This window comes from Variovorax sp. 20P10.2.4 (genome assembly GCF_058244205.1).
Genome location: NZ_JBZAYE010000029.1, coordinates 1 through 21,753, shown reverse-complemented (window position 1 = coordinate 21,753; position 21,753 = coordinate 1). Strand labels below are relative to the sequence as shown.

Sequence of the window (21,753 nt, the reverse complement as noted above, 5' to 3'; positions counted from 1 at the left end):
GGCTAAGTCCCTCCGCCGTCGTCATCTGATCCTCGCGGTGAGTCATACAAAAACAAGACGGCCTCTGCATGCACACGGGAGAGTGCCAACTATCTAGAACGGTATGTCATCGTCGAAAGCGTCGAAGACGTTCTTCGGGGATACTCCGCCCTTCGGAAGCGGCAGGTTCGTGACGATGAACAGGTTCAGAATGTCGTCGCGGTCCATGAACATGACCTGCGACCGCTTAACAGCATCCAGCTTGTTGCCGAGCCAATTCCTAGCCTGCTTCGTTATCTCACCGCCAGCGATGATAAAGGCGTGATCAACAAGCGCGCGCCGATTTACCTCAGGGTCGAATACTTCGTGCCCAAGCATCATCGTCACCTGATTCAGAATCTCAGCAATGTTGCTTGAACCTTCCTTGCTCATGCCCGCCGAATCAAGCTTGCCCTTCTTCGCCTGAATGCCGAAGTAAAGAACGTTAAGTGTCGGCAGCGTGTACTTCATCCACACATCCTTGCCGTACTCCAATGCCTTGTCCTTGTGGCCTACAGCAGTGACCCGATGAAATCCGAGCTGGCGGAAAAGCGGTAGCAGCACTTCCTCGATCAGGTTGTCCTCAGAACACTTGTCGAGATATGCTGTGAGCTGGTTTCTACGTTCGACCTCCGCGGGCGTGAGGGGCCGATGCGGGTTCGCCATCTGCGCGACTGTGTTCGTAGCAATGTGGCGGAGTTGCCCAAGGCCATGATCGTCGTAGAACGCCTCCCACCCTTCACGCGCAAGCACAACATTCAGCGCCGAAAGTGCCTTGATGCGAACCGGATCGCCCTCCTGTGCGTCACCCTTGTCGAGCACGGCGCGGATGATGCGGATGAAGGCCTCGGGCGGGACGGAAGGGCCAGTATGCGGCTGCGCGAGCACCTCCTCCAGCCTGCCCGCAACCCAAGCCCAACGAGTCGATCCATCGTGCGCGTAGTCGAGATCACAATCCTCGAAGAACTCGGTGATGTAGCTGCTCGATCGGTATCGAAAATGATCCGCGTTGCCACAAATCATCTCGGCGAGCTCTCTGAGGTTTCTGTTCTTCCACTTCATACTGCAGTTCTACTTCGGCGGCGCACTCACTCAGGCCACTGCTCAGATAACTCAAATACATCCCGAAGGCTTCGTCCCCCGATGGATTGAATGCGATGGTTCACTACCTCGGCGTGCGGCATCAGCAGAAACGCTTCGGGCACAGCACGGTGCGCCCAAGGATTCAAATATAGTTTCTGCTCTCTTCGAGCTACTGTATAGGGAGAGAAATTATCAAACAGCCACGCCCCACTGGATTGCCGACCTCGCGGCCCAGATGGCCCACGCCAGGCTCCGTTCGGAGCCCGCTCCAGTCGGGGCTCAGTCTTTTCTCCGCCTACTGCGAAAACGAGCTGCTCCTGACCAAAGAGTGCCTGAACCTCGTCAATCGGATCGAGGTGGAACGTATCCACGTTCACGGCGACTACGAGTGGTAAGTCGAGTTCGCCATATCGTCGTGCTTTGAACATCACCGCATCCCGTATGGGCGTCCATCCGTCGATCCAGCCAGCCCCAAAACTGCGCGCCCCGATAAGCCGTCGGGCCCGCCCCCTCGCTTCAGGCTTTACCGGTATCGGCCGAACGCTAACCCGCCAACCTTCATGCTGCCAGACCAACTCGGGAAGAGCCTCGTAGCCTTGGGCTGCCTCTTCAAGCAACGCATCAGCATCGAGCGAATTTAGCCAGCGAACAACCTCGCGCGCCAAACGTCGCCCGCTAGGCTGTGTTGTGGGATCACCCTCTGACTCAATGGAAACCATGAAGTCCGGATGATTCGCTGAATCCAGCATCTGAAGCGCCACGGCCTTACGGGCCTCGGCCGCAATATCGCGTCCAGTGTCGTCGGATGCGCAAACAGCTTCCAAGTACATGGATTGGCCGTTGGGGCAGGTAACGAGAAAGTCGGGGCGATTTGGCCTTCCATTGGGCAACACAGGATGCGGCGAGAGTTGAAATCCTAGCCGCCTCAGATACTCATGCAGGAAAAGCTCAAACGTTGCGGACGCAAAGTGCCGGGCGTCCCCTGAACTCAGTCGACCGATCAATTCGCCACGCTCCGCGGCCGGGTACTCCGCCAAACAGACTTTGACAAGTTGCCTTACGAGTTCAACTGCGGGCCATGCGCATCTATCCAGAAACGCAAATTCGGTCTCTGTGGCGCGCTTCGGCGCATGGTCGGTACGTTCCGCCTGAGTAAATGGCATATAGATGATCCAGTGCGCTATGACCCAATCCACCCACCAACACGCCAACGCGCCCCACTCAGCATAACCGGCGCTGCTAGGGAAGCAGCGCCTTTCTCCATGCAACGCCCGTTATTCGTCAGCCTGATCGATCGGCCGACTTCAACGCAGAAATTGCCATTTCTTGCCAGACAGTTGTAGCCTAGATTCATAAGAGCCATCGTGATCGAGATTGCCAATACTACAAAATCACTTGGGCCTCGCTCTCGCAAAGGGTGACATTGCGCATATGCAACGCATGAATTCGACGGATACTCTCATGCCGTCTCGCACCAAGTCACGCGCGCGACTACCTCTGTACACCTCTCAGAAACCTCGTGAAACTTGCTGGATCGAATCCGGTTTCACCAAGGGGGATATAGATGGGTAAGGCAAAAGACACGGGCGCGCTGGAGGTGTCTCGGATCACCCAGAAGTTCGGAGAATGCGTTCACTAGATATGACTGGACCGGGCCTGAGCCAGGTCGAGTTTGGCGAGCACTGCGGCGTCTATAAGACCTACCTGAGCCGAATTGAGAACGGGCAGGCCAATCCCACGCTGAACGCTGTAGAGGTGATCGCGAACGCGCTGGGCCTTACGGTGTTCGAGATGTTCGACAAGAACCGTGGCGACGCCCGGCCGCCGGCAACGCCAGCAACTGGCAAACCCTCGAAGTAGGCGCCTAGAAGGCATCACGGCCGCTGCTTCCGGAGGGCATCCGCAACACCATCGGCATTTTGAACCGACGACAGATGTAGGTCGATAGCAGACTTGAATAACGCCATCGGCTACCCCCTTGCACCGTCGTGTCGCTCTCGCTTCCAACGGTAATCCCGCCTTCTTGCGTGGCGCGAGTGGCCGGTCGCGGCGAACTCCCCAAACCGGCGCCAACTCGGAGAGTATTTCGCCAATCGCTCGAGGAGCTGTTCATACGCTCTCAAGAAATAGCTGTGGGGCACGACCACCAGCGGCGAAGCAGGGCTTAGCGAGTACGTAGGACGCCATGCTACAAATTCTCACGAAAATTATTCGCTGTAAGCGAAATCACTTCGCCATAATTCGCTCCGAAGGCTAACAGAGACCACTGTCGAAACTTAGGGATGCAACAAGCATCCTGTGGAGCTGAAAGGCTCTGACTCTTGCGAGCAGCAGTGCCCCTGGGGACTACTCCCCCAGCACGCGCAGCGCGCGGGCATTCACGGGACGACCCCGTGAATGCCGTCGGAAATGGGTGGGGGGTTAGCCGCCGTTTTGCTCTGTCAGTTGCGGACGACAGCCACGGTCATCACATGGTGTGTTGATTGTTTGGTGCAGCTGGGAGACCGTCATGTATGACGATCAGGAGCCTTCAAAACGGCGGCGGCCGAAGTGGACTAGGTTGAAGCGCTTGGTGACGCAGCCAATCACGATCCGGGTTGCTTTCGCAATCATGCGATTCGTGTGGTGGCTAATCCACCGAGACGATGACTAAGAACACGTCGGCACCCCTCTTTTTCGAGGTCAAAGATGCTGAACCGAGCGCTAAGGCTATTGCGCACTTATCACCAGATGACCCAGGTCGAACTCTCGAAGCGCCTGGGCATCTCGAACACTTACTTGAGTGAACTCGAGTCCGGTGGCAAACAGCCTCAGCTCGATCTGTTGGAGCGATACGGCCAAATCTTCAAGATGCCCGTCTCCTCGATACTTCTGTTCTCCGAGGCGATGGAGAAATCACCGCGCGCGACCGACAGACTGCGCGTGTCCGCGGCGGACAAAATCTTGCGCCTGCTGGAGTGGCTGGAGGTGAAAGAGGACCTCGACAATGGCAAGAAGTAGCTACCCCCTTGCCAGTTCACCGCTCTTCCGCATGCTTGGAAAGAATCAGCTTGAGCGTGCTCTCTGCATTTCGTGGGAAGCTGGAGCGCGGCTGCTAAACCCTCGGTACTACCGCGTGTGGGTGAAGGTTACAAACGGGAAGCCACGAGAAATTCAACAGCCGCTGTATGAACTCGAGCGGCTGCACAAGCGACTGGCTTCTTTGCTCACCCGGATCACGCTGCCTAACTACGTTTATTCACAACGCGGACGGTCTCACGTCGACAACGCAGATCAGCACCGAGGGGCTGTACCGCTGGTGAAGACCGACGTCAATAAGTTCTATCCGAGTGTGTCTAGGGCCATGGTCGCCCGCATGTTCCGCGAAAAATTCCAATGCGCATCCGACATCTCAGCCCGCCTCGCGGACCTGTGCTGCTTCCACCAAACGCATCTACCGACCGGCAGCGCGCTGAGCGGTTACGTTGCATTCTTCGCCGCACAGCCATTGTTCGATCAGTTGGCAGTGCTCTGTGAGAAGCACAACTGCAAGATGACCCTGTACGTCGATGACCTCACCGCGTCGGGCGCGAACGCCGGTAGGGTTTTGCTCGCCGAGCTGAGAGCACATATTAGGTACTTTGGCCTCAGCACACGCAGTAGTAAGTCCATGTCCTTCCGCCCGGACCAACCGAAGTCGGTGACTGGGGCAATCATCATCGGCGAGCGGATCGTCTTGCCGAACAAACAGCATCTGAGGCTTTGGCAGGCCAAGCGCTCGCTGGCCTCCGTCTCAGCCAAAGAACGCGAAGCCACCGCACGGACACTCGCTGGACGCGTACACCAAGCCCAACAAATCGCGGACCGAGAATTCCCTGCAGCTAAGGGGTAAGCATCGGCCCCGCACCACTCCACCTCCCCCTCCGCTCCACCGTCTCCGATGGCTAGACGCGGCTACTCGTCCACTGCAAACGGCAACAACTGCTACGCGTAGTCCAGCCGGCTCGCGCGCCTCGGGTGGCCCGTGGATGTCAGCTCACTAAGGCGCGCTCAGTTGGGCGCGGAAGGCACCAGCCTTCGGTACCGCTCTTCCCTCCCCTTCAGGAGGTAGCCGTGATGAACGACGGGCAAGCCCCACGCGGCCCAGATCGTCGGGCGCTCGTGGCGGGCCACCTGCTCTTCGATCGCGGCGAGATTCCGGTCGAAGGCTTCCTGGCTCACCTTCGCCGGCAGCGTGCGATAGTCCGTCGCGCGCACCGGGTAGAGGTTCAGAATCACGAAGTCGCGCAGCTCGGCCACGAGCTGGACACGCGCCTCGCGGGGCCGGCTTGCTCCCGAGTCGCGTTGCTGGAGTTCAGGCTGATGGTCAGCAACGGACGACGGCCGCCTTGCCGAGCACGTAGCGCCACCGGTCGTCATTCTCGGAGTGGTAGCGGTAGAACACACCGGCGCCCTCCCCGCTCAGCCCTTGGCGCGCAGCTGGCGCGTGCGCTCCTGGGTCATCGTGGTCTTGCAGCCCACGACCTCCAACGCGAGCGCTGAGCCCCCGGCTATCCCTCCAAATCAGCGCAGCTTAGCGCCGTATATACGAATTAGTGTTTGAGCAAATAAAGCATAACGCCGAGAGTCGGCGAGGTGCACACCCTGACTCCGAGATTCGGAAGATGCGTGCGCGAGCTACGGCTGGAGGCAGGGCTCAGTCACGTCGAGTTCGGGGAGCGCTGCGGCTTCTATCAGACCTACCTCAGCCGAATTGAGAACGGGCAGCTACGCAGCGCAGACAACCGACCTTGCGAAGCAAGTCGAAAGAATTGTGCTGATAGTCCCAAGCTTGCAGAACTGATGATCGACTACGAGGTCGGCGTCCCCGCACAATCAAAGTACCAAAGCTCGACAGCGACTACTTCGACGAGGAATCAACCTAGTCCAACAGGCCTCATCATGTCTCACCAAGTCACGCTGCCGACGGATGGGTAAGGGAATGGGAGATACCCCGCACTGGCCGAGAGGCCATGCGGGAAATCGCAAGGTGGCGGAGAGTGTGAGATTCGAACTCACGGACGCTTTCACGTCGGCAGTTTTCAAGACTGCTGGTTTAAACCACTCACCCAACTCTCCGGAGCCGGCGATTCTATGCCGAGCCCGGCCCGTGCTCAGTCCTCGGGCAGGAACAGGGTCTGCAGGTCGCTGAGGAAATCGAGCCCGCGCTCGGTGGGCCACACGCGGCTCAGGTCGCGTTCGACGAGGCCCTTGCGCTCGGCCTCCTCCAGACCGCGCTGGATCGCGGTGAAGGCCAGGCCGGTGCGCTCCCCGAACTGCATCAGCGTGAAGCCGGCCTTCAGGCGCATGGCGTTCAGCATGAATTCGAACGGCAGGTCGGCCAGCGCGACCTCGTCGCTCTGCGCGACGGCGGTGCCGGCACGGGCGTTGTCCATGTACAGGCGCGGCTCGCGAAAGCGCACCTGGCGCACGATGCGATGGGCGAAGCTGAGCTTGCTGTGGGCGCCGGCACCGATGCCGAGGTAGTCGCCGAACTGCCAGTAGTTGAGGTTGTGCGCGCAGGTGTGGCCGGGCCGCGCATAGGCCGAGACCTCGTAGCGCGACATGCCGATGGCGCCGGTGCGCTCGGTGATGCGGTCGAGCATGGCGTAGGCGATGTCGTCCTCGGGCAGCTGCGGCGGGAACTTGGCGAACCAGGTGTTCGGCTCGATGGTGAGGTGGTAGACCGACAGGTGCGGCGGCGCGAGCGCGAGCGCCTGCGTGAGGTCGGCGTCGAGCTGCTCGAGCGACTGGCCCGGCAGCGCGTACATGAGGTCGAGGTTGAAGGTGTCGAACGAAGCGGCTGCCTCCTCGGCGGCGGCGATCGCCTGGGCGCGGTCGTGCACGCGGCCCAGCGCCTTCAGGTGCTCGTCGTTGAAGCTCTGCACGCCCAGCGACAGCCGGGTGACGCCGGCCGCGCGGTAGGCGCGGAAGCGGTCGCGCTCGAAGGTGCCGGGGTTGGCCTCGAGGGTGATCTCGCAGTCGGGCGTGAGCTTCAAGCGCGCGCGCACGTCGCCCAGCAGGCGGTCGATGGCCTGGGGCGAGAACAGGCTCGGGGTGCCGCCGCCGATGAAGATGGCCTGGACGCCACGGCCCCAGATCAACGGCAGCGCGGCGTCGAGGTCGGCAATGAGCGCGTCGATGTACGCGGACTCGGGCATGCCGTCGGCCTCGGTGGGGCTCGTGGCGCGCCACTCGTGGGAATTGAAGTCGCAGTACGGGCACTTGCGCAGGCACCACGGCAGGTGGATGTACAGCGCGAGCGGCGGCAGTGCCGTCAGCTGCAGCGGGCCGGGGCGCATCCAGTGCAGCACGTCGTTGGCATGCGGCGCGCCGACCGGCGCCGCGGGCTGGATGGGAACGACGGACGAGGGAGCGCTCACAGCCATCGCTCGCGCATCAGCGCCAGCATGGCGCGCGCGGCCTGGCCGCGGTGGCTGTGGGCGTTCTTCACCTCGGGCGAGAGCTGGGCGAAGGTCTTGCCGAAGGCGGGCAGGTACATCACGGGGTCGAAGCCGAAGCCGTTGTCGCCGACCGGCGCCGGCGCGATCTCGCCGGCCACGCGGCCCACCGCGATCAGCGGCTCGGGGTCGTCGTGCCTGCGCAGCGCGACCAGTGTGCTGACGAGCGCGGCGCGGCGATTGGCCTGTCCGGCCAGTTGCTCGAGCAGCGCCTTCACGTTGTTGGCATCGCCCTTGGGGTAGCCGAACTGGGTGGCGTAGTAGGCGGTGTCGACGCCCGGCAGGCCGCCGAAGGCATCGACGCACAGGCCGGCGTCGTCGGCGATGGCGGGCAGGCCGGTGGCGGCGCTGGCGTGGCGCGCCTTGGTCAGCGCGTTCTCGACGAAGGTGCGGAACGGCTCATCGGCCTCGCTCACGCCGAGCTCCGACTGCCGCACGAGCGTGACGTCGAGTTCGGCGAAGAGTTGCTGCAGTTCGGCCAGTTTGCCGGCGTTGTTGGAAGCCAGGACGAGTTTCATACGTGGAAAGGAATAACGACGGCGGCCTTCTGCGGGCCGCGGTTCATGGCTGCTACTTCGACTGCAGGGCCTGCTGCTGCAGGACGACGAGTTCGCCGATGCCCTTCTCGGCCAGGCCCAGCAGCAGGTTCATCTCCTCGCGCGTGAAGGCCACGCCCTCGGCGGTGCCCTGCACTTCGACGAAATGGCCGGCGCCGGTCATGACGACGTTCATGTCGGTGTCGCAGGCGGAGTCCTCGGTGTACTCGAGGTCGAGCAGCGGCGTGCCGCCGACGATGCCCACCGAGATGGCGGCGACATGGCCCTTGATCGGCGAAGCGGCCAGCGTGCCGGCGGCGATCAGCTTGCTGACGGCATCCTGCGCGGCGACGAAGGCACCGGTGATGGCGGCGGTGCGGGTGCCGCCGTCGGCCTGCAGCACGTCGCAGTCGAGGTGGATGGTGCGTTCGCCGAGCGCGGCGAGGTCAAACACGGCGCGCATCGATCGGCCGATGAGGCGCTGGATCTCCTGCGTGCGGCCGGTCTGCTTGCCCTTGGCGGCCTCGCGGCTGCTGCGGGTGTGGGTGGCGCGCGGCAGCATGCCGTATTCGGCCGTGACCCAGCCTTCGCCGCTGCCCTTCTTGTGCGGGGGCACCTTCTCCTCGACCGAGGCGGTGCACAGCACGCGGGTCTGGCCGAACTCGATCAGCACCGAGCCCTCGGCGTGGATGGTGAAGCCGCGCGTGATGCGCACGGGGCGCAACTGGTCGGCGGCGCGGCCGCCGCTACGGGTGAAAGCTGTCATGGTCTGATGAAGAAAAAAGAAGGGAAAAACACGGGCGCGCCCTCGAACGGGAAGGCGCGGAACGATTCAGGTCTTGCGGGCCGCCGAACGCCGGATGGCTTCGTTGATCTCGGCGATGGAACGCTCGATGGCGTCCTCGTCGAGGTCCTCGATCTCGTCGTCGGCGAGCATGCCGGCCTGGATGGTCGAGGCGAACACGCCGTCGCTGATGCTGTCGGTGGAGATGCCGGGCTCCTCGCCGGGCGCATCGGGCATTTCCCACTCGAGCGCGATCAGCGTCACGTTGTCGCTGTGCGAGCCGCCCTTGCGCAGCGCCATCTCGGCGAGGTCGGGCGCGGCATCGGACACGGGCTTGCCGGACGACAGGGTGTGCACGATGAGCGCATCGTCGAGCACGCCCCAGACGCCGTCGGAGCACAGCATGATGCGGTCGCCGCGCTGCAGCGCGAGCGGGGCCGACACGTCGAACAGCGGCGTGGTGGGCGAGCCGAGGCAGGTGAGCAGCAGGTTGCGGTTGGCGGGCGAGGACTCGGACACGCCGCGGTGGCGCGGGCGCTCGGCATGCGAATGGTCGAGCGTGCGCACCAGCAGGCGGCCGTCGCGCACGACGTACAGGCGCGAGTCGCCGCAATGCATCCAGGTGGCCATGCCGGCCTGCAGCACGGCCGCGACCACGGTGGTGCGCGGCGTGTCGAGCATCGCCTTGCTGCTGGCGTAACGCATGATCTGCTGGTGCGCGGCCATCGCCGATTCGGCGAGGAAGGCCTTGGGGTCCTTCACCATCGGACGCGCCTCGCGCTGGTAGAGCGCGGCCACGGTCTGCAGCGCGATCTGCGCGGCCACCTCGCCCTCGGGATGGCCGCCCATGCCGTCGGCCAGCACGAACAGGCCCGATTCGCGCGTGTAGCAGTAGCCCATGCGGTCTTCGTTCTTGAGACGGCCGCCCTTGCGGCTGACCTGGAAGACGGAGAACTTCATGGCCGCGCCTCCAGGCGGGCAAGGATCGAGGCGGCGATGCGCTGCGTCGTCATGCCGGACGGGTCGTCGGTGCCGCCGCGCGGGGCGCGCTCTTCTTGTCGAAGGAGCGGATGTTGTCGATCGAGAGGCGGACCTTCTCGCCCACCGTGAGCTTGGTGTAGCGGCGCTCGCCCTCGCGGCTGAGCTCCTTCTGCAGCGCGAACACGGACTGCGGGCGCGAGAGCGGATCGAGCGACATGCACCACTCGACCACCTCGATGAGGTTGTCGGAATAGACGCCGCGCAGGCGCGACAGCGAGAGGCTCAGGCGGTCCTTCTCGATGCGGCGCGGCGCGTCGTTGGGCGGGTAGCCCTGCATGCAGGCGTAGATGCAGGCGCCGATCGCGTAGATGTCGGTCCAGGGGCCCATCGAGGAATCGCGGCGGTACATCTCGGGCGCGGCGAAGCCGGGCGTGTACATCGGGCGGATGAAGATGCCTTCCTTGCTGAGCACTTCGCGCGCGGCGCCGAAATCGATCAGCACGGCCCGGTCGTCGTCGGTGACGAAGATGTTGGCGGGCTTGATGTCGAGGTGCAGCATCTTGTACTGGTGCACGATGCGCAGGCCGCGCAGGATCTCGTCGAACAGCGAACGGATGGTCGATTCGCGGAACACCTTCTGCCGCTTGAGGTCGCGCGCGGTGACCACGAAGTCCTGCAGGGTCGCGCCCTCCAGGTAGTTCATGACCATGTAGACGGTCTCGTTCTCGCGGAAGAAGTTGAGCACGCTGACCACCGAGGCATGCGAGATCTGCGCGAGCGAGCGGCCTTCCTCGAAGAAACTCTTGAGGCCCAGGCGGTACAGCGAGAGCTTCTCGGCCGGCACCTGCGGGGCGAGTTCGCCGGGGCCACGGGTGGCGAGCGAAGAAGGGAGATACTCCTTGACCGCGACCTGCTGGCCGCTGGGGTCGATGGCCAGGTACACCACCCCGAAACCGCCCGCCGACAACCTGCGAACGATGCGGTAGCCACCGATGATCGTATCGGGCGGCAGAGGTGACGGCTTGACCTTTGACATAATCCGGGAGTTTCGCCCGAAGGCGATGGTGCGGCAAGCGAACGCCGTGCCGGTGCCTCGGTGAATGCAAGCAGAACCACAGAGAGGCGCAATGCCAGTTTACAGCATGACCGGCTATGCCAGCGGCCAGAACGGCCCCTCGGGCAGCCATGCCGAAACCGACGCGCGGCCCTTGGCCGCGGGCCGGCTCGGGGTCGAAATCCGCTCGGTCAACAGCCGCTTTCTCGACCTCACCTTCAAGCTCCCCGAAGAGCTGCGCCAGCACGAGACCGCCCTGCGCGAACTGCTGACCGGCCGCCTCAAGCGCGGCAAGGTCGAACTGCGCGCGGCCATCGAAACCAATGCACAGGGAGGCGTGGCGGAGCCCTCCGTCAAGCTGTTGCAGCGGCTCAACGGCGTGCAGGACGGCATCAAGGCCTGGCTGCCCGGCGCGCGCGAGCTCAGCGTGGCCGACGTGCTGCGGCTGGCCGGCAGCGACAGCGCGCCGCGCGGCGACTGGGGCGCCGACCTGCTCGAGGTGACCGGCAAGGCGCTCGAGGCGCTGGTGTCGGCCCGCCAGCGCGAAGGCGCGCGGCTGGCCAAGATGCTCGAGGCGCACCTGGGACAGCTGCGCGAACTGGTCGCGCAGGCCGGACCGCTGGTGCCGCAGCTGGTCGAACAGCAGCGCACCCGTTTTCTCGAGCGCTGGCAGGAGGCCATGGGCCTGGGCGCCAACGGTGGCGGCACGCTGCCCGAAGCGGCGCAGGACCGCGCACTGACCGAGGCGACCGCGTTCGCGATCCGCATCGACGTGGCCGAGGAGCTGACGCGGCTGAACTCGCACCTCGACGAGATCGAGCGGCTGCTCAAGAAGGGCGGCGAGATCGGCAAGCGGCTCGACTTCCTGATCCAGGAGCTGCATCGCGAGGCCAACACGCTGGGCTCCAAGTCGGCGGCGCTTGAACTCACGCGCATCGGCGTGGACATGAAGGTGCTGATCGAGCAGATGCGCGAGCAGGTCCAGAACATCGAGTGAGCGAGCGAGTGAAGGAAAGCATGGACTATCCCGGCAACATCTTCGTGGTTGCGGCACCGAGCGGGGCCGGCAAGTCGAGCCTCGTGAAGGCCCTGATGGAGCTCGACTCGGCGGTGCAGCCCTCCGTGTCGCACACGACGCGCTCGCCGCGCGGGCAGGAAAAGCACGGCCGCGAATACTTCTTCGCCTCGACCTCGGAATTCGATGCCATGGTGGCTTCGGACGCCTTCGTCGAATGGGCCCACGTGCACGGGCAGCGCTACGGCACCTCCAAGAAGGCGATCGAGGAACGGATCGCCCAGGGCGCCGACGTGATCCTCGAGATCGACTTCCAGGGGGCCCTGCAGATCCGCAAGGCCTTCGCGAACGCGGTGATGATCTTCATCCTGCCGCCGAGCTGGGAAGAGCTGCGCTCGCGGCTGGAACGCCGGGGCGAGGACAGCGCCGCGGTCATCGAACTGCGGCTGCAGAACGCCGCCGAAGAGATGGCCCAGGCCGGGAAATTCGATTTCGTTATAATCAACGAGTTATTTGAGCGCGCACTGTTCGATCTCAAGGCGATCGTCCACGCTCAGCGGCTCCGGTATTCCGCGCAGCGACGCGCGCGTGCCGACACTTTCGCCGCCTTGAACATCCCCTGATTCCACGCTCACCGACCGAAAGATTCCATCATGGCCCGCATCACTGTCGAAGACTGCCTGCAGCAGATCCCCAACCGCTTCCAGCTCGTGCTCGCCGCGACCTACCGCGCGCGCATGCTGAGCCAGGGCCATGCCCCGAAGATCGAAAGCAAGAACAAGCCGGCCGTGACCGCGCTGCGCGAGATCGCCGAAGGCAAGATCGGCCTGGAAATGCTCAAGAAGGTTCCCGGCTGATCGCTGACGCAGGCTTGCAACGGAAAAGCACCGCGACGCGGTGCTTTTTTTACGCCTGATCACGTCCACACAGCGGTCACGCTAAAGTGATAGCCATGAGCGCGGTCGCAAAATCTCAGTCCCATGCCCCTGCGGGCACGCCGAAGCCGAGCCCGGCGGCGCTGAATGCGGCCGCCGCCAGCTTCGCGGCCCTGACGGCGCGGCTCGACTACCTGAGCCCCGAAGACACCGAACTGGTCCGTCGCGCCTACCGTTTTGCCGACGAGGCCCACCTGGGCCAGCTGCGCAACAGCGGCGAGCCCTACATCACCCACCCGATCGCCGTGGCGGCGCAATGCGCCGAATGGAAGCTCGACGCGCAGGCCCTGATGGCCGCCCTGCTGCACGACGCCATCGAGGACTGCGGCGTCACCAAGCCCGAGCTGATCGAGCGCTTCGGCGCGCCGGTGGCCGAACTGGTCGACGGCCTCACCAAGCTCGACAAGCTGCAGTTCAACACGCGCGAAGAGAACCAGGCCGAGTCCTTCCGCAAGATGCTGCTGGCGATGGCGCGCGACGTGCGCGTCATCCTGGTCAAGCTGGCCGACCGCACGCACAACATGCGCACGCTGGCCGATGCGCCGCGCGAGAAATGGGCCCGCATCTCGCGCGAAACGCTCGACATCTACGCGCCCATCGCGCACCGGCTCGGCCTCAACCAGACGTACCGCGAGTTACAGGAACTGTCGTTCCGGCACCTCAAACCATGGCGCTATGCCACGCTGGCCAAGGCCGTGGCCAAGGCGCGCGGCCGCCGGCGCGACCTGATCCAGAAGGTGCAGCGCGAGGTCGAGACCGCCTTCGCCGCCGCCCACATGACGCTGCGGATCGCGGGGCGCGAGAAGACGCTCTATTCGATCTACCGCAAGATGGAGGAAAAGCACCTGAGCTTCGCCCAGGTGACCGACATCTACGGCTTCCGGCTGATCGTGCCGAACGTGATCGCCTGCTACACCGGCCTGGGCATCCTGCACCAGATGTACAAGCCGCTGCCGGGCAAGTTCAAGGACCACATCGCGATCGCCAAGCTCAACGGCTACCAGTCGCTGCACACCACGCTGGTGGGCCCGGCGGGCGTCAGCGTCGAATTCCAGCTGCGCACCGACGCCATGCACGTGGTGGCCGAATCGGGCGTGGCGGCGCACTGGCTCTACAAGGCCGCGGACCCGAGCACGGCCAGCAACGACCGCCTGGGCACCAAGTGGCTGCAGTCGCTGCTCGACATCCAGGACGAAACGCGCGATGCCGCGGAGTTCTGGGACCACGTCAAGGTCGACCTGTTCCCCGACGCGGTCTACGTCTTCACGCCCAAGAGCCAGATCATGGCGCTGCCGCGCGGCGCGACCGTGGTCGACTTCGCCTACGCGATCCACAGCAACATCGGCGACCACACCTCGGCCGCGCGCATCAACGGCGACCAGGTGCCGCTGCGCACCGAGCTCAAGAACGGCGACGTGGTCGAGGTGATCACCGCGCCGGTGTCCACGCCCAATCCGGCCTGGCTCGGATTCGTGCGGACCGGCCGTGCGCGCTCGAAGATCCGCCACTACCTCAAGACCCTGGCCCACGCCGAATCCGAAGGCCTGGGCGAGAAGCTGCTGGCGCAGGCCCTGCGCGCCGAAGGCCTGAGCAAGCTGCCCGAGGACGATGCGGAGCACCAGCCGCTGTGGGAAAAGCTGCTGCGCTTCACCGGCAACCGCACGCGCGCCGAACTGCTGACCGACATCGGCCTGGGCAAGCGCATCGCGAGCATCGTGGCCAAGCGGCTGATGGCGCTCATGGCCGAGCTTGGCGAACGTCCCGACGCGCTGCTGCTGAGCCGCGAGCGCTTCATCTCGCACGAAACCATCTCGCAGGGCGCGGTCACGCTCGACGGCAGCGAGAACTCCTCGGTGCGCTTCGCGCTGTGCTGCCGCCCGATCCCGGGCGACCCGATCGTGGGCTACCTCGGCCACGGCGAAGGCCTAGTGGTGCACACCGAGGCCTGCGGCGTGGGCCAGCGCCTGCGCCACAAGGACAGCGAACGCTTCTTCGCGGTCGAGTGGGCCGACGAACCGACGCGCGCCTTCGAAACCGGCGTGATCATCACCGTGCGCAACGACAAGGGCGTGCTGGCGCGCGTGGCCGCGACGCTGGCCGATGCCGAAGCCGACATCACCCACGTCGAGATGGCCGACGAGACGCCGCAGGATTCGACCGATCTGCGCTTCGTGATCGCGGTACGCGACCGCTCGCATCTGGACGCGGTGCTGCGCTCGGTGCGCCGGACCACCTCGGTGCTGTCCGCGGCGCGCACCGTTCCCGCGTCCTGAGTCCGCGCCGCGCCTGCGGCGCAGCCTCTAAGCAGCGCCCGGCCCCGGCGCCGGATAGACGACCGACAGCAGCTCGACCTCGTGCGTGCCGCCCGGCGTGACGAGCTTGACCACGTCGCCCTCGCGCGCCTTCAGCAGCGCCCGCGCGATCGGCGAGATCCAGCTGACCTGCGACTGCGCGCTGTCGGCCTCGTCGATGCCGAGGATCGTCACGCTGCGCTCGTCGCCGTTCTCGTCCGCATAGCGCACCGTGGCGCCGAAGAAGACCTGGTCGCTGCCGTGATGCACCGAGGGATCGGTGACCTCGGCGATCTCGAGGCGCTTGGTGAGGAAGCGGATGCGGCGGTCGATCTCGCGCAGCCGCTTCTTGCCGTAGAGGTAGTCGCCGTTCTCCGAGCGATCGCCGTTCTTGGCGGCCCAGTGCACGGCCTCGACCACCTTGGGCCGCTCCTCGTCCATCAGCTGCAGCAGCTCGGTGCGCAGCCGCGCATAGCCGGCGGGGGTGATGTAGTTCTTGCCGCCCGCGGGCAGCGGCGGCATGGCGCCGTCGGCGCCATCGTCGTCCGCGTCGGAATCCGTTTCCTTGGTGAATGCCTTGTTCAAGCGACGCCTCCGGAGATCGAAAGAGAAGCGTGGCGTCCGCCGCGCGGACGAGCCTCGTACCAAAAAGAAAAGGGTCAACTCGTTTCCGAGTTGACCCTTGAAGAGTGGTGCGGCTGGCAGGAATTGAACCCACGACCCCTTGGTTCGTAGCCAAGTACTCTATCCAACTGAGCTACAGCCGCACAGCTTGCTATCATAGCATGTATTTTTGAGGCCTTTTCGATCCGTCGAAACAAATCTCAAAAATACGGGTGGTAGGCCGTGATGGGCTTGAACCATCGACCAACGGATTATGAGTCCGCTGCTCTAACCAACTGAGCTAACGGCCCACGTGGGCTCGATTCTATTCGCGCCGAAAAGGCGCCTTGCTACTTGCGGTGGCTCAGCGCGTTGCTGACCAGCTTGGAAGTGATGTCGACGATCTGGATCATGCGCTCGTAGGGCATGCGCGTCGGGCCGATCACGCCGAGCGTGCCCACGACCTGGCCGTCGACCTCGTAGTTGGCGCTGACGATGGACAGTTCCTCGACCGGCACCACCTGGCTCTCGCCGCCGATGAAGATGCGCACGCCCTCGGCCTTGCTCGACACGTCGAGCAGCCGCATCAGCTGCGCCTTCTGCTCGAAGAGCTCGAAGGCGCGGCGCAACTGCCCCATGTCGCTCGAGAAGTCGCTGACCGCGAGCAGGTTGCGCTCGCCCGAGATCACGACGTCGTCCTCCTGCGATTCGCTCAGCACGTCAGAACTGACCTTCACGGCCGCCTGCATCAGCGCCGCGATCTCGCCGCGCAGCGTGTCGACCTCGGACTGCAGCCGGTCGCGCACCTGCTCGATCGTCAGGCCCGCATAGTGGGCATTGATGTAGTTCGCGGCCTCGACCAGCTGCGACTGCGAATAGTCGGCCTCCGGAAAGATCACGCGGTTCTGCACGTCGCCTTCGGGCGAGACGATGATCACCAGCAGCCGGCGGTCCGACAGGCGCAGGAACTCGATCTGCTTGAACACCGACGAACGCCGTGGCGCCATCACCACGCCGACGAACTGCGAGAGGTTCGACAGCAGGTGCGCCGCGTTGGCGATCACGCGCTGCGGCTGGTCGGGCGCGAGGCTCGGCGCGGCCAGGTGCTCGCGCTGCGCGGTGAGCATGGTGTCGACGAAAAGCCTGTAGCCGCGCGCCGTGGGCACGCGGCCGGCCGAGGTGTGCGGACTGGCGATCAGCCCGAGCGACTCGAGGTCCGACATCACGTTGCGGATGGTCGCGGGCGAGAGGTCCAGGCCCGAGGAACGCGAGAGCGTTCGCGAGCCGACAGGCTGGCCTTCGGCGATGTAGCGCTCGACGAGCGTCTTGAGCAGCAACTTGGCGCGGTCGTCCAGCATTGCAAGATTTTAGTGTTGTAATTTGTAGCCATGACCTCTCCCTTTCGTCACGTCGCGCTGATCGGCAAATACCAGGCTTCCGGAGCCCGGTGCGGCGAGCGCGACAGCGTGATGGAAGGCATCGCGAGTTTTCTCGAATCCCAGGGCTGCAAGGTCTACGTCGAACAGCCGCGCGGCGACGACGAACCGGCCCAGGCCCTGCCCACCGGCGACCGCTACGAAGCCCTCACGGTCGAGCAGATCGGCCAGCAGTGCGACCTCGGCCTGGTGGTCGGCGGCGACGGCACCATGCTCGGCATCGGCCGGCAGCTCGCGGCCTTCGGCATCCCGCTGATCGGCATCAACCGGGGCCGGCTCGGCTTCATCACCGATATCCCGCTCGACAACTTCCAGGCCACGCTGATCCCGATGCTGGCCGGCGAATACGAGGAAGACCACCGCAGCCTGATGCACGCGCAGGTGATGCGCGACGGCGCCGTGGTGTTCGATGCGCTCGCGATGAACGACGTGGTGGTCAACCGCGGCGCGACCTCGGGCATGGTCGAGCTGCGGGTCTCGGTGGGCAAGCATTTCGTGGCCAACCAGCGCGCCGACGGCCTGATCATCGCGTCGCCCACGGGTTCGACGGCCTATGCGCTGTCGGCCGGCGGGCCGCTGCTGCATCCGGCGGTGCCGGGCTGGGTGCTGGTGCCGATCGCGCCGCACACGCTGTCGAACCGCCCGGTGCTGCTGCCCGATGCCGACGAGATCGTGATCGAGCTCGTGGGCGGGCGCGATGCCAGCGCGAATTTCGACATGCAATCGCTGGCCTCGCTCGCGATCGGCGACCGCGTGGTGGTGCGCCGCTCCGATTTCAGGGTGCGCTTCCTGCATCCGCGCGGCTGGAGCTATTTCGACACCCTGCGCAAGAAACTGCATTGGAACGAAGGAGGTTCCTGAGATGGCGCTCAGACGCATCGCACTGCGCGATTTCGTGATCGTGCGATCCCTGGAGATCGACCTGTCCGACGGCTTCACGGTGCTGACCGGCGAAACCGGTGCGGGCAAATCCATCCTGATCGACGCGCTGCAGCTCGCGCTCGGCAACCGCGCCGATGCGGGCGCGGTGCGCGAAGGCGCCGAGCGGCTCGACGTGAGCGCGGAGTTCGACAACGACCCGGCCTTCGTGGCCTGGCTCGACGAAGGCGGCTTCGAGGCGGGCGATGCCCTGCTTTTGCGCCGCACCGTCGACCTGCAGGGCCGCAGCCGCGGCTGGATCAACGGCAGCCCCGCCACCGCGACGCAGCTGCGCGACATCGGCGACCGGCTGCTCGACATCCATGGCCAGCACGCCTGGCAGAGCCTCACGCGGCCCGACGCGGTGCGCGGCCTGCTCGATGCCTACGCCGGCGTGCGCACCGATGCGCTCGACGCCGCCTGGCAGGGCTGGCGCCAAGCGCTGTCCGCGCTCGAGCGTGCGCGCGGCACGCAGGATTCGCTGCAGCGCGAGCGCGAACGGCTGCAGTGGCAGATCTCGGAGGTCGCGAAGCTCGCGCCCGGCGCCGACGAATGGGAAGAACTGTCGGGAAGCCACACGCGCATCTCGAACGCGCAGGCGCTGATCGACGCCGCCCAGGGCGCCAGCCACGCGCTCGAGGACGAGGACAACGGCGCGCTGGCCGCGCTCTCGCGCGCGGTCACGCTGCTGCAGAACTGCGAACACATCGAGCCCGAGTTCCGCGCGCTCGGCGAGGTGCTGTCCTCGAGCATCGCGCAGGCCGCCGATGCCGCGCACTCGCTGCACGGCTACCTGCGCGACGCCGACACCGACCCGCAGCGGCTGGCCGAACTCGACGAACGCATGAGCCTGTGGATGTCGCTGGCGCGCCGCTACAAGCGCCCACCGGCCGAACTGCCGGCGCTGCTGGCCGGCTGGCAGGCCGAGCTGCAGTCCCTCGACGCGCAGAGCGACCTCGAAGGCCTGGAACGCGCCGAGCAGACGGCGCAGCAGGCTTACCTGAAGGAAGCCCGCGCGCTCGGCAAGCTGCGCAAGCAGGCCGCGCCCAAGCTGGCCCAGGCGGTCACGCAGGCGATGCAGGGCCTGGGCATGCAGGGCGGCCGCTTCGAGGTCGATCTGCAGCCACTGGCCCAGCCGGGCAAGGCCGGTCTCGAGGAGATCGCTTTCCTGGTCGCCGGCCACACCGGCAGCACGCCGCGGCCGATCGGCAAGGTGGCCTCGGGCGGCGAACTCTCGCGCATCGCGCTCGCGATCGCGGTCACCACCAGCCAGCTCGGCGCCGCCCAGACGCTGATCTTCGACGAGGTCGATTCGGGCGTCGGCGGCGCGGTCGCCGAGACCGTGGGCCGGCTCATGAAGCAGCTGGGCCGCGACCGCCAGGTGCTCGCGGTCACCCACCTGCCCCAGGTGGCGGCCTGCGCCGACCACCACCTCGTGGTCGCCAAGCGGCAGACCGCGGGAACCACCGGCAAGGACGGTCCGCGCACCGAGAGCGGCGTATCGCTCCTCGACGACGACAGCCGCGCGAACGAGATCGCGCGCATGCTGGGCGGCGAGAAGGTCTCGCAGACCTCGCTCGCCCACGCCCGCGAGATGCTGGGCCACAAGACGCCGGCGGCCACCTCATGAAGGCGGCGCGCCACGACCACGGGGCTGCGCGATGAGCCTCGACCTGGTGCTCATCACCGGCATGTCGGGCTCCGGCAAATCGGTCGCGCTGCATGCGCTCGAGGACGCGGGCTACTACTGCGTCGACAACCTGCCGCCCGAGCTGCTCACGCCCTTCATCGCGCTGCAGCACGCGCAGAACGCGCAGCGCGTGGCAATCGCGATGGACGTGCGCAGCGGCGTCTCGCTGCCGATCGTTCCGCAGCAGCTCGAGGCGCTGCGCAACGACGGCGTGTCGCTGCGCTCGCTGTTCCTCGACGCGACCACCGACGCGCTGCTGCGCCGCTATTCGGAAACCCGGCGCCGCCATCCGCTGTCGAGCCAGGAAGGCCGCACCGACGTGCCCGACCAGCAGCGCGTGCTGGTGCAGGCCATCGAGCTCGAGCGCGAGCTGCTGGCCGACCTGCGCGAAGGCGCCGACGTGATCGACACCAGCCTGATCCGGCCGGCGCAGTTGCAGAGCTACGTCAAGTCGCTGATCTCGGCGCCGCAGAGCCGCCTGACGCTGGTCTTCGAGTCCTTCGCGTTCAAGCGCGGCGTGCCGCTCGATGCCGATTTCGTGTTCGACGTGCGCATGCTGCCCAACCCGCACTACGTGCCCACGCTGCGGCCGCTGACCGGCCGCGACGCACCGGTGGCCGACTGGCTGCGCGAGCACGACGACGTGGCACGCATGTACGAGGACATCGAGCAGTTCCTCACGCGCTGGCTCGATGCGCTCGCACGCGACCACCGCAGCTACGTGACGGTGGCGATCGGCTGCACCGGCGGACAGCACCGCTCGGTGTTCCTGGTCGAGCAGCTGGCGCGCAGCTTCGGCGCGCGCTGGGGTGCGCTCAAGCGGCACCGCGAACTCGACGCGAGCTGAAGAAAAAAAGGGCGAGGGGCCGAGGGCCTCAGCCCCCGGTGTTCTCGAGCAGCTTGCGCACCGGCGCGGGCAGCCCCAGGCCCAGCCATTCCGAGGCCTCGACCCAGCGCGCCGCAGCGCCCTGCGGCGTTCCGCCATCGATGCGCACCGGATGCAGGTGCAGGTCCTTGTGGGTCAGCACGTGCACGAAGGGCGCGAGGTCCTCGCAGCGATCGCGTTCGGCCGCGGGCAGCGCGGCCAGCAGTTCGTCGCGCGAATCGAACACCGGCAGGCAATGCAGGCCGGCCCAGATGCCCTTGGCGGGCCGCTTCTCGAGCCATACGCGCCCGCTCGCATCGCGCGCCAGCAGCACCCACAGCGACTGCGCCGTGCGCCGCAGCTTGCGCGTCTTGACCGGATAGCGCTCGGGCGAACCTTCGCGCCGCGCCACGCAGCTGTCGTTGACCGGGCACAGCATGCAGCTCGGCTTGCGCGGCAGGCAGACGGTGGCGCCGAGGTCCATCTGGCCCTGCGTGTAGCTCGCGATCGCCTCGCGGTCGTCGGCGGGCGGCAGCAGCCGTGTCGCATGCTCCCAGAGCAGGCGCTCGCTGGCCGAGGAGGACAGGTCCTCGCCGAAGCCCAGCACGCGCGTCAGTACGCGCTTCACGTTGCCGTCGAGGATGGCGACGCGCTCGCCGAAGCAGAAGGCCGCGACGGCCGCGGCGGTGGAACGGCCGATGCCCGGCAAGGTCGCCAGTTCGGCGGCCGTCTGCGGGAAGCTGCCGCCGAAGCGCGCCATCACCTCCTGCGCGCAGCGGTGCATGTTGCGCGCGCGGCTGTAGTAGCCGAGGCCGCTCCAGAGCCCGAAGACCTCGTCCTCGGTGCCTTCGGCCAGCGCCCGCACGTCTGGAAAGCGCTCGAGGAAGCGCGCGAAATAGCCGAGCACGGTCGTGACCTGCGTCTGCTGCAGCATCACCTCGGACAGCCACACGCGGTAGGGATCGCGCGTGTTCTGCCACGGCAGCTCGCTGCGGCCATGGCTGCGCTGCCAGGCGACCACGCGCTCGGCGAAGTGCACCGGGAGTTTCAAGGCGGCGGACGCGG

General features: G+C 65.7%; 22 protein-coding genes and 3 tRNA genes. 11 read left to right on the top strand and 14 right to left on the bottom strand.

The window, feature by feature from the left end:
- Positions 1-93: 93 nt before the first annotated feature.
- Together AC27VN_RS05010 and AC27VN_RS05005 are read right to left on the bottom strand one after the other, a co-directional pair.
- Positions 94-1,080, bottom strand: coding sequence for a hypothetical protein (locus AC27VN_RS05010; protein WP_490875839.1), 987 nt, complete (start codon positions 1,078-1,080; stop codon positions 94-96).
- Between the two features lie 26 nt (positions 1,081-1,106).
- Positions 1,107-2,264 carry a hypothetical protein gene (locus AC27VN_RS05005; RefSeq protein ID WP_490875838.1) on the bottom strand — a complete coding sequence of 386 codons (1,158 nt, stop codon included), beginning with the start codon at positions 2,262-2,264 and terminating at the stop codon, positions 1,107-1,109.
- Positions 2,265-2,727: 463 nt separating this feature from the next.
- On the opposite strand from AC27VN_RS05005, the gene AC27VN_RS05000 reads away from it, so the two are divergent.
- The 3 genes from AC27VN_RS05000 (at position 2,728) to AC27VN_RS04990 (ending at position 4,972) form a co-directional block, all read left to right on the top strand.
- Positions 2,728-2,961 (top strand): helix-turn-helix domain-containing protein, encoded by a 234-nt coding sequence (locus tag AC27VN_RS05000; protein WP_490875837.1) that lies wholly within the window; start codon positions 2,728-2,730, stop codon positions 2,959-2,961.
- 828 nt (positions 2,962-3,789) lie between these two features.
- The gene (locus AC27VN_RS04995) at positions 3,790-4,101 is read left to right on the top strand and encodes a helix-turn-helix transcriptional regulator (RefSeq protein WP_490875836.1); all 312 of its coding nucleotides are present in this window, start codon (positions 3,790-3,792) and stop codon (positions 4,099-4,101) included.
- Between the two features lie 31 nt (positions 4,102-4,132).
- Positions 4,133-4,972 carry a reverse transcriptase family protein gene (locus AC27VN_RS04990; RefSeq protein ID WP_490875835.1) on the top strand — a complete coding sequence of 280 codons (840 nt, stop codon included), beginning with the start codon at positions 4,133-4,135 and terminating at the stop codon, positions 4,970-4,972.
- 158 nt (positions 4,973-5,130) lie between these two features.
- On the opposite strand, the gene AC27VN_RS04985 is transcribed toward AC27VN_RS04990, so the two are convergent.
- A complete protein-coding gene (locus tag AC27VN_RS04985) occupies positions 5,131-5,379 on the bottom strand; it encodes a DUF1643 domain-containing protein (RefSeq protein WP_490875834.1) in 249 nt (82 codons plus the stop codon).
- A gap of 336 nt (positions 5,380-5,715) precedes the next feature.
- Between AC27VN_RS04985 and AC27VN_RS04980 the strand changes: the two genes are divergently transcribed.
- A complete protein-coding gene (locus AC27VN_RS04980) occupies positions 5,716-6,057 on the top strand; it encodes a helix-turn-helix domain-containing protein (protein WP_490875833.1) in 342 nt (113 codons plus the stop codon).
- Positions 6,058-6,110: 53 nt separating this feature from the next.
- Here AC27VN_RS04980 and AC27VN_RS04975 read toward each other — a convergent pair.
- The 6 genes from AC27VN_RS04975 to AC27VN_RS04950 form a co-directional block, all read right to left on the bottom strand.
- Positions 6,111-6,198 (bottom strand) — tRNA-Ser (locus tag AC27VN_RS04975).
- Between the two features lie 35 nt (positions 6,199-6,233).
- A complete protein-coding gene (hemW, locus tag AC27VN_RS04970) occupies positions 6,234-7,508 on the bottom strand; it encodes a radical SAM family heme chaperone HemW (protein WP_490875832.1) in 1,275 nt (424 codons plus the stop codon).
- Complete coding sequence (gene rdgB / locus AC27VN_RS04965; RefSeq protein WP_490875831.1) at positions 7,499-8,098, bottom strand: RdgB/HAM1 family non-canonical purine NTP pyrophosphatase; 600 nt, start codon at positions 8,096-8,098, stop codon at positions 7,499-7,501. The genes hemW and rdgB overlap by 10 nt, the downstream gene beginning before the upstream one ends.
- Before the next feature lie 52 nt (positions 8,099-8,150).
- The gene (gene rph / locus AC27VN_RS04960) at positions 8,151-8,882 is read right to left on the bottom strand and encodes a ribonuclease PH (RefSeq protein WP_057595162.1); all 732 of its coding nucleotides are present in this window, start codon (positions 8,880-8,882) and stop codon (positions 8,151-8,153) included.
- A gap of 66 nt (positions 8,883-8,948) precedes the next feature.
- Complete coding sequence (locus AC27VN_RS04955) at positions 8,949-9,860, bottom strand: PP2C family protein-serine/threonine phosphatase (protein WP_093341139.1); 912 nt, start codon at positions 9,858-9,860, stop codon at positions 8,949-8,951.
- Positions 9,861-9,909: 49 nt separating this feature from the next.
- Entirely contained in the window at positions 9,910-10,917 is a 1,008-nt protein-coding gene (locus tag AC27VN_RS04950) for a serine/threonine protein kinase (protein WP_490875830.1), read from the bottom strand.
- A 91-nt stretch (positions 10,918-11,008) separates the two neighbouring features.
- Here AC27VN_RS04950 and AC27VN_RS04945 point away from each other — a divergent pair, with 91 nt between their 5' ends.
- The 4 genes from AC27VN_RS04945 (at position 11,009) to AC27VN_RS04930 (ending at position 15,158) form a co-directional block, all read left to right on the top strand.
- A complete protein-coding gene (locus AC27VN_RS04945) occupies positions 11,009-11,932 on the top strand; it encodes a YicC/YloC family endoribonuclease (RefSeq protein WP_490875829.1) in 924 nt (307 codons plus the stop codon).
- Between the two features lie 20 nt (positions 11,933-11,952).
- Positions 11,953-12,573 carry a guanylate kinase gene (gene gmk, locus AC27VN_RS04940; RefSeq protein WP_057595158.1) on the top strand — a complete coding sequence of 207 codons (621 nt, stop codon included), beginning with the start codon at positions 11,953-11,955 and terminating at the stop codon, positions 12,571-12,573.
- A 30-nt stretch (positions 12,574-12,603) separates the two neighbouring features.
- Positions 12,604-12,807, top strand: a complete 204-nt coding sequence (gene rpoZ, locus AC27VN_RS04935; RefSeq protein WP_057595157.1) for a DNA-directed RNA polymerase subunit omega — start codon at positions 12,604-12,606, stop codon at positions 12,805-12,807.
- A gap of 95 nt (positions 12,808-12,902) precedes the next feature.
- Positions 12,903-15,158, top strand: coding sequence for a RelA/SpoT family protein (locus AC27VN_RS04930; protein ID WP_296785316.1), 2,256 nt, complete (start codon positions 12,903-12,905; stop codon positions 15,156-15,158).
- Positions 15,159-15,185: 27 nt separating this feature from the next.
- Here the strand turns inward: AC27VN_RS04930 and greB are convergent, their stop codons facing one another.
- The 4 genes from greB to hrcA all read right to left on the bottom strand — a co-directional run bounded on the left by greB (position 15,186) and on the right by hrcA (position 17,137).
- Entirely contained in the window at positions 15,186-15,761 is a 576-nt protein-coding gene (gene greB / locus AC27VN_RS04925) for a transcription elongation factor GreB (protein WP_431510330.1), read from the bottom strand.
- A gap of 105 nt (positions 15,762-15,866) precedes the next feature.
- Positions 15,867-15,943 (bottom strand) — tRNA-Arg (locus AC27VN_RS04920).
- A gap of 70 nt (positions 15,944-16,013) precedes the next feature.
- Positions 16,014-16,090: transfer RNA gene (locus tag AC27VN_RS04915), tRNA-Ile, on the bottom strand.
- 39 nt (positions 16,091-16,129) lie between these two features.
- Complete coding sequence (hrcA, locus tag AC27VN_RS04910) at positions 16,130-17,137, bottom strand: heat-inducible transcriptional repressor HrcA (RefSeq protein WP_093341149.1); 1,008 nt, start codon at positions 17,135-17,137, stop codon at positions 16,130-16,132.
- A gap of 30 nt (positions 17,138-17,167) precedes the next feature.
- Between hrcA and AC27VN_RS04905 the strand changes: the two genes are divergently transcribed.
- From AC27VN_RS04905 to rapZ, 3 genes are read left to right on the top strand one after another with little or no spacing between them, the layout of a single operon-like run.
- Positions 17,168-18,076 carry an NAD kinase gene (locus tag AC27VN_RS04905; RefSeq protein WP_093341151.1) on the top strand — a complete coding sequence of 303 codons (909 nt, stop codon included), beginning with the start codon at positions 17,168-17,170 and terminating at the stop codon, positions 18,074-18,076.
- A 1-nt stretch (position 18,077) separates the two neighbouring features.
- Positions 18,078-19,763: a DNA repair protein RecN gene (recN, locus tag AC27VN_RS04900; RefSeq protein WP_490875828.1), complete on the top strand. Its 1,686-nt coding sequence runs from the start codon at positions 18,078-18,080 to the stop codon at positions 19,761-19,763.
- A 31-nt stretch (positions 19,764-19,794) separates the two neighbouring features.
- Entirely contained in the window at positions 19,795-20,670 is an 876-nt protein-coding gene (gene rapZ / locus AC27VN_RS04895; RefSeq protein WP_057595151.1) for an RNase adapter RapZ, read from the top strand.
- A gap of 28 nt (positions 20,671-20,698) precedes the next feature.
- Here rapZ and mutY read toward each other — a convergent pair whose 3' ends face one another.
- A complete protein-coding gene (gene mutY / locus AC27VN_RS04890; RefSeq protein ID WP_490875847.1) occupies positions 20,699-21,739 on the bottom strand; it encodes an A/G-specific adenine glycosylase in 1,041 nt (346 codons plus the stop codon).
- Positions 21,740-21,753: the final 14 nt, after the last annotated feature.

Excerpts from the sequence above, each read along its gene's own strand:
- rph (WP_057595162.1), bottom strand. The coding sequence starts at position 8,882 with ATGACAGCTTTCACCCGTAGCGGCGGCCGCGCCGCCGACCAGTTGCGC.
- AC27VN_RS04995 (WP_490875836.1), top strand. The coding sequence starts at position 3,790 with ATGCTGAACCGAGCGCTAAGGCTATTGCGCACTTATCACCAGATGACC.
- AC27VN_RS04905 (WP_093341151.1), top strand. The coding sequence starts at position 17,168 with ATGACCTCTCCCTTTCGTCACGTCGCGCTGATCGGCAAATACCAGGCT.
- gmk (WP_057595158.1), top strand. The coding sequence starts at position 11,953 with ATGGACTATCCCGGCAACATCTTCGTGGTTGCGGCACCGAGCGGGGCC.
- AC27VN_RS04930 (WP_296785316.1), top strand. The coding sequence starts at position 12,903 with ATGAGCGCGGTCGCAAAATCTCAGTCCCATGCCCCTGCGGGCACGCCG.
- AC27VN_RS04950 (WP_490875830.1), bottom strand. The coding sequence starts at position 10,917 with ATGTCAAAGGTCAAGCCGTCACCTCTGCCGCCCGATACGATCATCGGT.
- rapZ (WP_057595151.1), top strand. The coding sequence starts at position 19,795 with ATGAGCCTCGACCTGGTGCTCATCACCGGCATGTCGGGCTCCGGCAAA.
- AC27VN_RS05000 (WP_490875837.1), top strand. The coding sequence starts at position 2,728 with ATGCGTTCACTAGATATGACTGGACCGGGCCTGAGCCAGGTCGAGTTT.
- recN (WP_490875828.1), top strand. The coding sequence starts at position 18,078 with ATGGCGCTCAGACGCATCGCACTGCGCGATTTCGTGATCGTGCGATCC.
- rpoZ (WP_057595157.1), top strand. The coding sequence starts at position 12,604 with ATGGCCCGCATCACTGTCGAAGACTGCCTGCAGCAGATCCCCAACCGC.
- AC27VN_RS04990 (WP_490875835.1), top strand. The coding sequence starts at position 4,133 with ATGCTTGGAAAGAATCAGCTTGAGCGTGCTCTCTGCATTTCGTGGGAA.
- rdgB (WP_490875831.1), bottom strand. The coding sequence starts at position 8,098 with ATGAAACTCGTCCTGGCTTCCAACAACGCCGGCAAACTGGCCGAACTG.
- AC27VN_RS04945 (WP_490875829.1), top strand. The coding sequence starts at position 11,009 with ATGCCAGTTTACAGCATGACCGGCTATGCCAGCGGCCAGAACGGCCCC.
- hemW (WP_490875832.1), bottom strand. The coding sequence starts at position 7,508 with ATGGCTGTGAGCGCTCCCTCGTCCGTCGTTCCCATCCAGCCCGCGGCG.
- AC27VN_RS05010 (WP_490875839.1), bottom strand. The coding sequence starts at position 1,080 with ATGAAGTGGAAGAACAGAAACCTCAGAGAGCTCGCCGAGATGATTTGT.
- AC27VN_RS04955 (WP_093341139.1), bottom strand. The coding sequence starts at position 9,860 with ATGAAGTTCTCCGTCTTCCAGGTCAGCCGCAAGGGCGGCCGTCTCAAG.
- hrcA (WP_093341149.1), bottom strand. The coding sequence starts at position 17,137 with ATGCTGGACGACCGCGCCAAGTTGCTGCTCAAGACGCTCGTCGAGCGC.
- AC27VN_RS05005 (WP_490875838.1), bottom strand. The coding sequence starts at position 2,264 with ATGCCATTTACTCAGGCGGAACGTACCGACCATGCGCCGAAGCGCGCC.